The organism is Microvenator marinus, from assembly GCF_007993755.1.
GTDB classification, from domain to species: Bacteria; Myxococcota_A; Bradymonadia; order Bradymonadales; family Bradymonadaceae; genus Allomicrovenator; species Allomicrovenator marinus.
The window spans coordinates 83,957-96,279 of the sequence record NZ_CP042467.1; the positions used below are offsets into that span (position 1 = coordinate 83,957).

Annotated in this window: 10 protein-coding genes; 8 read left to right on the top strand and 2 right to left on the bottom strand. The window is 54.7% G+C overall.

The genetic code is table 11. The features are described 5' to 3' along the window. Positions 1-45 precede the first annotated feature (45 nt). Entirely contained in the window at positions 46-534 is a 489-nt protein-coding gene (locus FRD01_RS00335; RefSeq protein ID WP_146956571.1) for a hypothetical protein, read from the bottom strand. Between the two features lie 133 nt (positions 535-667). Between FRD01_RS00335 and FRD01_RS00340 the strand changes: the two genes are divergently transcribed. The 5 genes from FRD01_RS00340 to FRD01_RS00360 all read left to right on the top strand — a co-directional run bounded on the left by FRD01_RS00340 (position 668) and on the right by FRD01_RS00360 (position 6,271). Beyond that, positions 668-1,630, top strand: coding sequence for a lysylphosphatidylglycerol synthase transmembrane domain-containing protein (locus tag FRD01_RS00340; protein WP_146956572.1), 963 nt, complete (start codon positions 668-670; stop codon positions 1,628-1,630). 42 nt (positions 1,631-1,672) lie between these two features. Beyond that, the gene (locus FRD01_RS00345) at positions 1,673-2,731 is read left to right on the top strand and encodes an AAA family ATPase (RefSeq protein WP_249755878.1); all 1,059 of its coding nucleotides are present in this window, start codon (positions 1,673-1,675) and stop codon (positions 2,729-2,731) included. A 122-nt stretch (positions 2,732-2,853) separates the two neighbouring features. Continuing rightward, positions 2,854-4,236 (top strand): hypothetical protein, encoded by a 1,383-nt coding sequence (locus FRD01_RS00350; RefSeq protein ID WP_146956574.1) that lies wholly within the window; start codon positions 2,854-2,856, stop codon positions 4,234-4,236. Positions 4,237-4,264: 28 nt separating this feature from the next. Beyond that, on the top strand, positions 4,265-5,443 hold the full coding sequence (locus FRD01_RS00355) for an exo-beta-N-acetylmuramidase NamZ family protein (protein WP_249755879.1): 1,179 nt from the start codon (positions 4,265-4,267) through the stop codon (positions 5,441-5,443). Between the two features lie 9 nt (positions 5,444-5,452). Then, positions 5,453-6,271 carry a Rossmann-like and DUF2520 domain-containing protein gene (locus FRD01_RS00360; RefSeq protein ID WP_146956577.1) on the top strand — a complete coding sequence of 273 codons (819 nt, stop codon included), beginning with the start codon at positions 5,453-5,455 and terminating at the stop codon, positions 6,269-6,271. An 11-nt stretch (positions 6,272-6,282) separates the two neighbouring features. Here FRD01_RS00360 and FRD01_RS00365 read toward each other — a convergent pair whose 3' ends face one another. Further along, entirely contained in the window at positions 6,283-8,967 is a 2,685-nt protein-coding gene (locus FRD01_RS00365; RefSeq protein ID WP_249755880.1) for an AAA family ATPase, read from the bottom strand. Between the two features lie 162 nt (positions 8,968-9,129). On the opposite strand from FRD01_RS00365, the gene FRD01_RS00370 reads away from it, so the two are divergent. The 3 genes from FRD01_RS00370 to FRD01_RS00380 all read left to right on the top strand — a co-directional run bounded on the left by FRD01_RS00370 (position 9,130) and on the right by FRD01_RS00380 (position 12,322). Next, positions 9,130-9,855, top strand: a complete 726-nt coding sequence (locus FRD01_RS00370; RefSeq protein WP_146956581.1) for a Rid family detoxifying hydrolase — start codon at positions 9,130-9,132, stop codon at positions 9,853-9,855. Next, on the top strand, positions 9,856-11,607 hold the full coding sequence (locus FRD01_RS00375; RefSeq protein WP_146956582.1) for a HEAT repeat domain-containing protein: 1,752 nt from the start codon (positions 9,856-9,858) through the stop codon (positions 11,605-11,607). Positions 11,608-11,677: 70 nt separating this feature from the next. Further along, positions 11,678-12,322 (top strand): hypothetical protein, encoded by a 645-nt coding sequence (locus FRD01_RS00380; protein WP_146956584.1) that lies wholly within the window; start codon positions 11,678-11,680, stop codon positions 12,320-12,322. The last annotated feature ends 1 nt before the right edge of the window (position 12,323 follow it).

The following is a 12,323-nucleotide window of genomic DNA, read 5'->3' on the forward strand; positions in this document are numbered from 1 at the left end:
CGCGACAGGTTACGGTTAGGTCTGCATCGCGTCAACGTCCAACTCTCAGTTGATGGACGTGTCCAGGAACAAATAGACGAGGAGTCCGGTGGACGCGTCTCGACCATAGAATTCCACATCGTATTCTTGGGAAAGTTTGAGGAGCACTGTGTTGTTGATCGCTGCAGTTTCCTCGCCTTTTGGGTCCACGACGAAATACCAACGGTCTTGAGGGTAGCCAGCCGAGACCATGGACGATGCCGGCTGGGCTAAAGAAGCGCTCGATGTATCGGTGACGCTCTTGGCGTTGCAATCGATGGTCTTGTTGGTGATTTGTTCGGTGTTGAACCGAAAGATCTGGAAACTATCGACTCCACAAGGGCTTGTGGGCGGCGCTGGCTCTTCGGCCCTTTCAGGCTTCTTCACAACTTTGACGATCTCAACATTGGATTCGGGTTCGGGAGGAGGCGAAGATTGCACCTTCTCTTTTCCGGCGTAGCCCCAGGCGCAGCCAGATAACACGAACATCACGAGCAATAGTTGAGTAGATTTCACGAGTCCAAGGGTGAAATAGTTGAAGTGCAAAGTACAATTTGACGGGTGAACATTCCTTGCCCACACTGGGCGTGCTTTGGCGTCGTCGGAGCATAACCAAGGTTGCCGAGATCCGCAAAGATCACTTTGTATTATGAGTCGATTAGAGCGTCGTACACTCATGGGGGTACTCTTTGCCGTGCTCGCCTACGCATTGCTCGCCATGTGGGCGGACGCGCGCGAGGTTCTTGACGGTTGGACCGAGCTAGATCCGCTGGTATTCACATTGGCGCTTGGGCTCAGTGTGGTGAACTACGCGTTTCGCTACTTGAAATGGGTGATGTATCTTCGGTTGCTGGGCGAGCGAGTCGAACATCGCATCAACATTCCGATTTTCCTAGCTGGATTCTCGATGGCCGTCACGCCAGGCAAGATTGGAGAGGTCCTGAAGAGTTCACTTCTTAAAGATGCGCGGGGGATTTCGGTGGCGAAGACCGCCCCAATCGTACTGGCAGAGCGTCTGACCGATCTCATCGCGCTCGTTTTGATGGCAGCGTTTGGAGCAAGTGCGTTTGGAATCGGTCTCAACGGATTGGTCATCGTGATGTTGGTGTTGGTGAGTGGAATGCTCTTCATTCAACGCCGTGATTGGGTGCTTGCCCTTCTTAGAGTGATTCGATGGAAGCGTTTACTCGGCATCAGGCAAAAACTTGAAGAAGCCTATGAATCCGCCCGCACCCTACTTGGGTTCAAGGTCACGATCTTAAGTGTTCTATTGAGTGTTGTTTCATGGTCGATGGAGGGGCTCGCGTTCTACCTTATCGTGGACTCACTCGGTGGCGAGGCGACTCTCTCAAGCGCCATCTTTGTGTTCTCGATGAGCACGGTGCTCGGCGCGCTGAGCTTTCTTCCGGGCGGGCTCGGAGTGGCAGAGGGGAGTATGTTGGGGATGTTGAAGGCTCTGGGGATCTTCACCCAGAGGGCGCCTGCATTGCTTTCAACCTACGTGATTCGATTTACTACGCTTTGGTTTGCGGTCTTTATTGGGTTCGTCGCGCTCAGCGTTCATCGGAGGCAAATGATATCTACGCTTGACCATCAGAATCCAAGTTCTTAGTGTCGCGTTCGAAGACCAACGCTCGAAGAGACATGGAAGGCTATGAGCGCACTCAAGAAGTGTAATGTTTGCTCCACCGAATTTTTCGTAAAATATCGGTGGCAACTCGACAATAAGAACGGCCAAATGCGTTATTTTTGCTCACAGGAGTGTGAGCAGAAAGCACGTGAAGAGGCCGACGAAGTCGCGTGTTCAACGTGTGACAAGCGTTTCACCCCCAAATACGCCTATCAGGCGGGAACTGTAGATGGCCGACCTGTCTACTTCTGCTCGATGGAGTGTCGAACTCCTACTGTTCAGGAAGTACGTAAGAAGGCAGAGGAGGGCGCGGGGCCAATGCGAATCGCCATCCTCAACCAGAAGGGTGGAACCGGAAAGACCACGACGACCGTGTCGCTCGCCGCTGGATTGGCGGAGGCAGGGCATCGAGTTCTGGTCATCGACGTGGATAGCCAGGGTCACGTGGGTGTGAGTTTGGGGGTTGAAGGAAAACACACGATTTATCACGTTGTGGTCGAAGAGATTCCGCTGGAACGTTGCGTTGTTCGAGCCCGTCCTAATCTCGATATTTTGATAGGCAACGAGACGCTTGCTTCCGCGGAAATCGTCTTGGCTCGAATGAACGAAGGCCGAGATCGTGCGCTACGTGACCGCCTTGAAGACGTTTCTAACTACGATTTCGTGCTTCTAGACTGCGGGCCGAGCCTGAGCCTTCTAAATATGAATGCTCTGACATTCGCAGACCACCTTATCGTTCCGGTCTCATGTGATTACTTGAGTCTGGTAGGTGTTAAGCAGGTGATGAAGACTTTGAAGAACGTCAATCAGGTCTTACTCCATCCGATTACCGTTTTGGGTATCCTCCCGACCTTCTACGATATGCGAAATAATATCAGTGACGAGTCGGTGCGTACCTTGAAAGGATACTTTCAGGACAAGGTTTTGCCTCCTATCCGTGTGAATACAAAGTTGAAAGAGGCTCCAAGTCTTCAGAAGACGATTTTCGAGTTTGCGCCGGAAAGCCGAGGCGCTTCTGACTACCAAAAAGTGGTCGATTGGCTTCTCAGAGAAAAGGAAACTCGCTTTAAGAAGTCAGCTTGAAACTTTACGCTTTTAGAGAAGTTGACCGTACGGCTCAAAGCGTTCTACACTCTCAACAAGTAGCAATAGTGTTTTTAAATTAGATTGACGCGATTTGAAGTTCGTCAGAGGGGCAGATTCATATGCTTAAGACAACTATACCGTCATTGATCGCGCTGCTTTTTGTCGTTGCGGCCGTGTTGACCATCATTAGTGGAACAAGCGCCTTTACAACGGCGCTCGAGCAAGACGCTCAAGAGTCCTTGCGCCGCTCGGCGAACGTTGCCGAGCAAGCTGTGCGCCTCGAAGAGGCGAGTCTCCTGGCCAAAGCGAGTTTCGTGGGTCAGGGAGATACACTCTATCAAGCGATGAAGGGGGAGATTGAGCTTCCGGAGGACCAGCGCCCCGAAGAAATCTCATTCGAAGAAGAGCGCCACCTTGTCGTTCACGACAAATTGACCGCTCAAAAATACAAACTCGACGATATCGCTGCCAAGGTAAAGGGGCGGCGCAATCTTGAGTTGGGGCCGCTTGAGCGTACTCCGCACGACTACGATGTGTTCATCGCTTTGGACGATACCGGAGTAGGCGTCGCGGCGTTGGGAAGGAATCTCTTCTCCTGGTTTGGTGCTGACGTTTCGAAGACTTTTCCTTCGGTCAAGGAGGTCTTGAAGACAGGTGAGACTCGCATTGAGCACTGGAACTGGAGCTTTAGTGGGGATGATAAGAGAGTTCATCGTGTGGCGCTTGCCCCCATTCGACGCGCCGAGAAGGAAGAAATTGTGGGCGTAGTGGTCGTGGGCTACATGCTCGGTGACGGAGCCGCCAAAACTCAACAAAAACTGCTTGCCGGTGTTTCCGAAGATTCAAAAGACCAAGAGGTTTTGGACCGCGCACCTGATATCGTTCTCTTTCAAGGAAAGCAGGTCGTGGGCTCAACCTTCGACACCTCGCGTCAGTCCGCAGTCGCAGCCGAGCTCGACCGTGTTGGTGGGTTTAGCGCTGACGCTGCCACCATTTTTGAGTTGAGTGAAGAAGGTAAACGCTACCTCGCTATGGTCCGTCCAATCGCCGGAAGTGGCGAGAACGCTATGGGAGTTGCGGTCATGGGGGATTTGACACACGCGCTCAAGCCCGTGAAGTCCCTGCAAATCACTCTTGCACTGATCCTTGGTCTGATGCTCTTGCTCGGAGTCGGAGCGAGCATCTTCCTTATTGTGCGCTGGATGTCTCCTCTCGAGAGACTTGAGATCGGCATTCAGGAAGTCATTGCAGGGAACAAGGACCATGTGTGGGAACCGCTTAAGAATCACGACTTGCACGAAGGCCTTGCTCAGGGGCTCAACCTGATGAGCGCGTACCTACAAGGTAAGCCAATGCCGGACGATGAAAATGCCGGCCAAAGTTGGAGTGCCGACGAGCTCGATTCCACCAACGTTGGCGGGCCAGCTCCAAAAGTACAGGGTGTCTCACTCCCAATGATGCAGGCTCCTCCTCCGAAGGACGATGAGGACTCGGAAGCCTAGCTTCTTTCATAACCAAGGATGGTTAAAAATGGTCAAGACAGGCCTCGACAGAATTCTCAGCGAAGAAGAATTTCTTTCAAAACTTAAGGGAAAACGGGTCGGCCTTTTGGTCAACCCGACCAGTGTTACGTCGGGACTAAAACACGCCATCGACGCGCTCCAGACCGCCGGCGTGAATGTGGTTCGTCTCTTTGGGCCCGAACACGGCGTTCGAGGTGAAGCGCAGGATATGGAGGCCGTAGACGAGAATTTTGATCCCGTCACGGGCCTTCCAACCGTCAGTCTTTATGGGCACACGTACGAAAGCCTAAAGCCTACCCCAAGCGACTTGGACGGCATCGACCTCGTGCTGGCGGATATTCAGGACATCGGAGCCCGGTATTACACCTATGTCTATTCCATCGGATTGATGATGGAGGCGTGTGGCGAGGTGGGAATCGAGGTTTGGGTTCTGGATAGACCGAACCCGATTGGCGGCGAAGTCGTGGAAGGCAACGTGGTCATGCCCGAGTGTAAATCGTTTGTGGGTATGCAGCCGCTCGCCGTGCGGCACGGGATGAGCGCAGGCGAACTGGCGCACTTCTTCAACCGGTTCACCACCTGGAAGTGCGAGCTCAAAGTTGTCGAAATGCGGGGGTGGAAACGCTCGATGTGGTTCGACGAGACGGGCCTTCCTTGGGTCATGCCGTCACCGAATATGCCAACGTTGGATACGGCTATCGTGTACCCCGGGCAATGTCTTTTGGAAGGGACCAACGCGAGCGAGGGCCGCGGTACCACGCGACCTTTTGAGCTTTTCGGGGCACCGTATGTGAACGCGGTGGAGTTGGGTAAAGAGCTTCGAGTGCTTGATTTACCCGGCGTCGCATTTAGAGAAGTTTCATTTCGCCCAAAGTTTCAGAAGTTTGGAAATCAGACCTGCGCCGGGCTACAAATGCATGTCACAAATCGTGATTCATTCCGAAGCCTAAGTGCCTCGATGGCCATTTTGGGAGCATTCTGGAAGCTATACGCGCCTGAGTTCGCGTGGAGAGAAGAAGCCTATGAGTTTGTGCAGGACCGACTGGCCATCGACCTCTTGTTGGGCGATATGGTCCTTCGCAAAGGGATTGAAGACGGGCATGATTGTGTCGAGTTGGCAAATGCAACCGGGGCAGGCCGTCAAGAGTTTGATGCACGTCGTGCCGAGTGCCTCATCTACACGTAGAGTCAAATCATGGAGCGAGCGTACGTTCCCTGGACTATTCTAGGGGCCGGTCGAGCGGGAAAAGCGATTTCACTTCTTGGAAAGGAAGTTGGAGCCAAGGTGACGCTATGGAACCGCACCGCTTTTGATTCCCCACACAGCTCGATTCGATGTGTGGAAGGCGAGCTTGAGACTCTGCTTTCGCAAGTGGGTGGGAGTGTGGTGTGGCTCACAGTCAGTGACGACGCGATTGCCGAGGTGGCGGCTGAGCTCGTTCCCTACCTCAAGCCTGCAGATATTGTAGTGCATGTGTCGGGAAGCCTCGACAGCCGAGTGCTGCGAAGTGCCGGATTGCGTGGACCTCTAGCTTCGATTCATCCGCTCCTCTCAATTTCCAATCCCAGGGTCGCGCTCGATGCGTTCAGGGGCTGCGCGTGGACCATTGAGGGGGATTTTGCGGCGCTTGAGTTTGGCCGTTGGGTCTTGGGAAAGATTGGCGTTGAGCCCATTGAAATCAGACCCGAAGACAAAATTCTCTACCACGCGGCCGCTGTGATGAGCGCAGGGCATCTTACTGCCTTGATGGACGCGGTTTTTAGTGTGGCTGAATCGTGTGGATTCAGTGCTGAACAAGCGCGTCAGATGTACTTGCCGCTGGCGAGTTCCATCCTCAAGAATCTTGAGAATCTCGATACGGCCGCGGCGTTGACCGGTCCCGTTGCGAGGCGAGATCAGAAGACCATCCAAAGCCACGAGGCTGCGCTCCAACGATTGGAGGATAGCAGTGTGTCTGAGGTCTATAAGGTACTCTTGAAGCGAAGCCGGGCCTTGCTAGACGACCCGCACTAACGCTCGATCGACTACGCTTCTGGGAGGACCACGAGGTTGCCCTCGTGTACATCCACAAAGACGGTGTCGCCGCGTGTGGCCTCGCCATTGAGAATGAGTCTGGCCACAGCGCCTTCGACGTGTCTCTCGATGGTCTGCCGCATCGGGCGCGCCCCGAATTCCTGATCCCAGCCACCGTTGGCCACAAGCCATGGCACCACGAGGTCCGAAACCACGAGTTTGATTCCCGAATCGTCCGAGAGCCTGCTACCCGAAGACCTGAGCTGCAACGCCGCAATCTTTGCGACTTCAGCCTTAGAAAGAGGCATGAATACGAGGCGTTCGTCGATTCGATTCCAAAGCTCAGGTGGGAAGTGTCGTTGGGCAGCGCTGATCACAGCGTTTCGACCTGCTCCAGTATCGGTGCCTTCTGAGAACCCTATTCTAGGTCCACGCTTCTCTTGAAGAGCGCTCGCCCCAAGGTTGCTCGTCATCACGATGACACAGTCCGCAAAGTTGACGATTCGTCCCTGTCCATCAGTCAATCTACCGTCGTCGAGCAATTGCAGCAGGATGTTCAAGACATCGGGATGGGCCTTCTCAACCTCGTCAAAAAGGATGACTTGATAGGGGCGTCTTCGAACGGCTTCAGTGAGTTGTCCACCGCGTTCAAACCCGACGTATCCGGGAGGGGCTCCAATCAGACGGCTCACCGTATGAGGTTCGAGAAACTCCGACATATCAAAACGGATCATGGCGTCGCGATCAAAGAATAAGAAGTCCGCCAAGACCTTTACAAGTTCGGTCTTTCCAACACCGGTTGGCCCCAGGAAGAGCAGGGAGCCAATGGGTTTGTTCGAGCGGAATCCGGCGTAGTTCCTGCGAATCACGTCACTCAATGTTGAGACGATATCGGAATGCCCAACGATTTGTTCTCCGATGTGTTCTTCCATCCGAAGGAATCGTTCTTTGTCCTCTTGGGTCAGTCTTTCTGGCGGAATTCCCGCAAGCTCGGCCACCACTTTGGCGATGTGCTCGCGCGTAATCTCATTGCGGTTTTCTCGCGCCGCTCGAGAGCCCGCAAGGTCCATCACGCCGATAGCCTTGTCTGGAAGGCGGCGCTCGTGAATGAAGCGCTGGGCAAGCTTTACGACGGCCTCAAGTGAGCCTTCTTCATAGGTGACGCCGTGGTGGTTTTCATAGTTTTGGCGAATACCGTGTAGAATGTTGACGGTGGTATCCACGTCAGGTTCTTCCACGTAGACCGCTTGGAATCGGCGTTCGAAAGCTGGGTCGGACTCTACAAACTTCTTAAACTCATCATGCGTCGTGGCGCCAATACAAGGGAAAGTCCCGCGGGCCAGCGCCGTTTTGAGTTCTCCTGCGGCATCCGTGCCATCTCCACCGGCACCTGCATTCATCCAGGTGTGAATCTCGTCCAAAAAGACGATGACTCGGCCATCTGCTCTCTTGACTTCATCTTTGATGGCGATGAGTCGCTCGGAGAACGAGCCGCGCAAATGGGTGCCGCCCAAAATTCTTCCGACTTCCAATTCGACAACGATGCGCTTTCCGAGTCTTGAGCCCGTCTTCGCAAGCGCCACGAGTTCAAGTGCCAGTCCTTCCACGATGGCGGTCTTTCCGACTCCGGCATCACCGAGGAGCATCGGGTTATTCGAGCGACGCTTCCCTAGGATATCGATGACTTGAGAAATCTCGCGCTCACGCCCAAAGACATTGTCGAGCTTTCCGAGCGCGGCCTCTTCGGTGATGTTACGCCCGAATTTGACTAGGTTTGGGAACTCCTGCGCGGAGAGTTGATAGGTCTCGGCGATGTCCTGGTCCTGGAACGTAAGTCCGTGTGCGGCCTTGCGCGCAGGCGCAATCGGCTCGGGTGGAATAGTGATTCGTGGCCCACTTGAGTCTTCTTCGACCTCATCTTCGGCGGATTCAGGTGCCTCAGCAACGGGTTCCGGCTTCTTGGCTCGAGCGGCTTCGGCCCGTTTTCTCTTAAGAGATTCCGCGAGCTTTTTGGCGGTCGAGCGGGCCTCTTGAACGGCTTTTTCGCGTGCGAGGGCTTGTTCTTCTGGAGTGGGTTCCGCACGCTCGGGCCTTTCGGGCTGCGTGGGAGCCTTTGGTGCTTTAGGAGGCTCTGGGGCCTGAGTCGGCATTGGCGCGAGAGCATTCTCTTGACGTCTGGCTCGTCGAAGCGATGGGTGGATTTCAATGGGGGAGGGCGCGTGCTCAATGAGTTGCGATGTCGTCACCGTTGGCGTTGATATCACGGTGGCGACGCCTGTGCGTCGAGGCATGACTCGTGACCCGGTGGCATAGCTCATCACGGAAGCGCGAATCGCGCTAACATTGGCCCCAGCTTCGTCCAAGATTCTGTGCGCCTGTGAGCTCGACTCACGAATGAGTGAGGCGAGTAGGTGCAAGCTATCGACGGCCTGAGCGCTTGAGCCCTCGGCGAGTCGGGTGCTTCGAGCCAGAATTCTTTCCAAAATTCGTTCATCTTCGGTGCTCAATTTGCGGACCGCACTGAGGAGTGCATCCACCGTAATCTCGCGGTCCTCTAAGAACGTAGCGGCCTGGTTTGGCACCGTGTAGAGCGCGAGCAATACATGCGCCGAAGACAAGGTCTTCCCGCACTGCCGCGCAATATCATTGGCCTGTGTAAAAATGGATACGAGCTCTGGGTCACGCGGTATAGACATCCTTGTCCTCTCCGTCCAGACATCACCACGAGTGCGAGTTTCATCCTGAAAGGCACTCATCGTGATATTGTGAGACTAAACTAATTCATGTATTCCCAACTGACCCTAGCACTCGGCAGATCGCGGGTAAAGGGTTCATGTTGTTGTTTGAAGGATTTTGAGATGCACAAGAAGTTCATTGTCGATACAGCGAGAGCACCGAGGGCGATGGGCCCGTTTTCCCAGGCGGTGGGCTACGGTGCGTTGCTTTTCGTTTCGGGCCAGATTGCGTTGGATCCTCATACCGGCAAGCTCAATCAAGGTGGAATCGAGTCGCAATCCCGGCAAGTGATGGACAATATCCAGGGCATCTTGATGGGAGCAGGCTTGGACCTGAGCCACGTGCTCAGCGTGACGATTTATCTCAGAAACTTGAACGATTTTGAAATCGTCAACGATGTCTATAACCTTTACTTCGACCACGGCGCGCCGGCGCGTTCAGTAGTGGAGGTCACACGACTTCCTCAAGATGCGTTGATACAAGTCGACGCCATCTGCGCTGCTCCTGCAAATTACGAGGCGCTCGCCGATGAGTACGAAGACGAGTACCCTGATTACGACCCGACCTACGGCGACGATGGTACCGGCCCTGATTCGGCGGACACCGTTGTTCCTGAGGTCGCAGAAGAAGCGACTGACGACGTCGAGCCTGAAACTCCGGCTGAGTCTCAGTCTGAAGAGCCACCGAGCTTGCCAGGAACAGTCCAAGCGGCCACCACGCTGGCCGGAGGTTTTTCGCCAGTGGCCGGGCTTAAGCTGCCCGCGCCTGGAGCCAAGAAAGACGAGCCTGTTGCCGAGGAAGCAAAAGAAGAGCCAGGCGAAAAGAAGGAAGATTCCGAGGATAAGTAGTTGAAACTCAGGTATTGGATAGCGTTGACGGTTTTTGGGGCGGCATGTGCCACCGCAGTGACCACCACCCGCTCGCCGGATGTACCTGAGAACGTACAAGCGCCTGTCGCGCCGAAGCGAGAGCCATTGCCTCCAGCTCCGCTCCCAGCGCCACCTCCAGAAACTTTTTTTGAAATGCCATACATCGGCGCCGATGCGCCGCAGATTGGGCTCCTGCCCGATGAGGCGCCAGACATCTCAAGGTCCGTCGGAACCGTCACCGAAGGATGGCTTGCGAATTCCGAAAGGGTGATTCCTAACGAGAAGATGCTCTTTCTCGAGGTTCATCAGGAGCGCGGGCTCCACTACACGTCGACATTCCTGAAGCAATTGATGGAAAAGACGGCAGAGTACGTCTGGGACAGGCATCAATCGCCGCTATTGATGGGGAATTTTGGCGCTCCTGGCGGTGGAGATATCCCGTACTCGGTGTCACATAACTCCGGCCGTGACGCCGACCTCGCGTTTCATATGCTCGCACCGAGTGGGAATGTCTGGGTCCCAAAATCCTTCGTGGAGTTTGACGAAAATGGCCAATGGGTGGATGCCTCGACCGGTGGTGTCTATCGATTCGATGTCGCGCGCAACTGGACCGTGATCGAGGGTCTTCTGACCCATCACGAAGGCCAGATTCAGATGATATTTGTGTCGAATGGTCTGAGGCGCCTGCTATTGAACCATGCGGCAGCCATCAAGGCTCCTCCGGCCATCATCTCTGACGCGGCGAGGGTCTTAGTTCAGCCGGGAGGTGCGCTACCGCACAATGACCACTTTCATATCCGGGTGTTTTGCTCGGTCGTCGACATCGAGAGCGGGTGCGAGGAAACCGGACGTTGGCAGCCGAACCTCGCGGAAAACCGGGCTCGAAGAGCGAAGCTGCTCAAGGATCTTAGAGTTCATCTGAGCGATACCGATCCGAGCATCCGAGCCCACGCGGTCCAGAGATTGGTGTTGCTTCAGGAACAAAGGGCTGTCTCGTATCTTGGAAAGCTGCTCGACGATTCAGATTCTGCAGTGAGGGTGGCCACAGCGCGAGCCTGGACACACCTTGAAGGAGGACACCAGCCTCTCATCGCTCAGCTCGAACGTGAAGAGAATTGGCGTGTGCGCTTAGAACTCATCTCGGGACTGAGTGGAGTCGGGGCTGCAAAGCCCACTTTGATCTCACTTTTGGAGTCGGGAGAGGCTCACCAAACGCCGTATGGGGAGATTCGCGAAGAGTGGGTCGTAGCGGGCGCCGTGGCTACTTCTGAGGACCAGGACTATGTGGCGGGATTGATTCGAGTGATGAGCGTGCAGGAGGCCGAGGGTGTGGCGCATTTTGCGCGAGCACTAGCGTTCTTGACGAATCAGCAATTTGAGTCGGCTCAAGAATGGGTAGCCTGGTACGAAGAGGCCAAAAGCCAAACACGGGACGAATGGCTCGCGAGCGGTTTTCAGGCGGCTGGTTTTTCGGTCCAAAAGATCGGCTTCGAGTCTGTCTGGGAGCTCTGCCGCGCTATCTCAGGCTCCGACCCCGTCAGCCACAACGCTCAAAAGGCCTTGATGCGACTTTCGGGTCAAGAGGTGCCCTCGCTCCTCTGGTCCAAATGGGACGCGAGCTTCTACTGGCGCCGTTTTTTCGAGCGGAAAATTGCTGAGTTAGGCCTGCCTCAAATCCCGCCAGAACTCTCAACGGCCGGTGGATATGTGAAGGAAGATGAGGGAGGATGAGTGGCTTTACACGTGGGCTTTGAGGGTCTAGACTCTCAAGCACGAAACACCCGTTGAAATGGCCAAAACCATGCGAACCAGGATCATTGGAATAGCTCTCCTCTTGTGTTTTCTTCTCACGGGGTGTGGGAAGAAGCTCGACCCGTCAGACCCAGAGGGGGCGTTTAATCTTTTCTGGCAACACATGATGGATGGCCAGTCTGAGGCGATGTGGGACCTCATGGCGCCGTCATCTCATGAGTATTTCGACCAGCAGTTGGAGAGACTGCACCAGATGGACGAGAAGATTGGGCGGTACTTGCCACCGACCGACCACACCCTCGCGCGCAAGCAGGCAGGGTCGATCTTGACCGATGAAATCAAAGACGGCCGTGGCCTTTTTCTCAAAATTTTCAAGCCAGCAGAAGTTCCCAAGGAAGAAGCAATTCAGGTCGGGATGCAGGTTGAACAAGTCACGATGTCCGAGGACCAAAAGTCGGCTGCTGTGTTGACGCGCGGCGGCCAAAAAGTGCTTCTCACCTACGACCAAGAGAACGAAAAGTGGGAAGTGATGTTCGTTGAATCCTTTGCGGAATTGGGGACGGCCATGGGGTGGTTAGAATCTAATGAAACTGCTTTGGACCAGACCATCGAAGACTTGATCAGCGAGGAGAGACGGGAACGTGAGTCCTTGATCGCTGAACTTATGGGATACGAGGAAGAGAGCGCGAACTGAA

Coding starts and splice junctions, on each gene's coding strand:
- FRD01_RS00340 (WP_146956572.1), top strand. CDS start 668: ATGAGTCGATTAGAGCGTCGTACACTCATGGGGGTACTCTTTGCCGTG.
- FRD01_RS00345 (WP_249755878.1), top strand. CDS start 1,673: ATGAGCGCACTCAAGAAGTGTAATGTTTGCTCCACCGAATTTTTCGTA.
- FRD01_RS00350 (WP_146956574.1), top strand. CDS start 2,854: ATGCTTAAGACAACTATACCGTCATTGATCGCGCTGCTTTTTGTCGTT.
- FRD01_RS00355 (WP_249755879.1), top strand. CDS start 4,265: ATGGTCAAGACAGGCCTCGACAGAATTCTCAGCGAAGAAGAATTTCTT.
- FRD01_RS00360 (WP_146956577.1), top strand. CDS start 5,453: ATGGAGCGAGCGTACGTTCCCTGGACTATTCTAGGGGCCGGTCGAGCG.
- FRD01_RS00365 (WP_249755880.1), bottom strand. CDS start 8,967: ATGTCTATACCGCGTGACCCAGAGCTCGTATCCATTTTTACACAGGCC.
- FRD01_RS00370 (WP_146956581.1), top strand. CDS start 9,130: ATGCACAAGAAGTTCATTGTCGATACAGCGAGAGCACCGAGGGCGATG.
- FRD01_RS00380 (WP_146956584.1), top strand. CDS start 11,678: ATGCGAACCAGGATCATTGGAATAGCTCTCCTCTTGTGTTTTCTTCTC.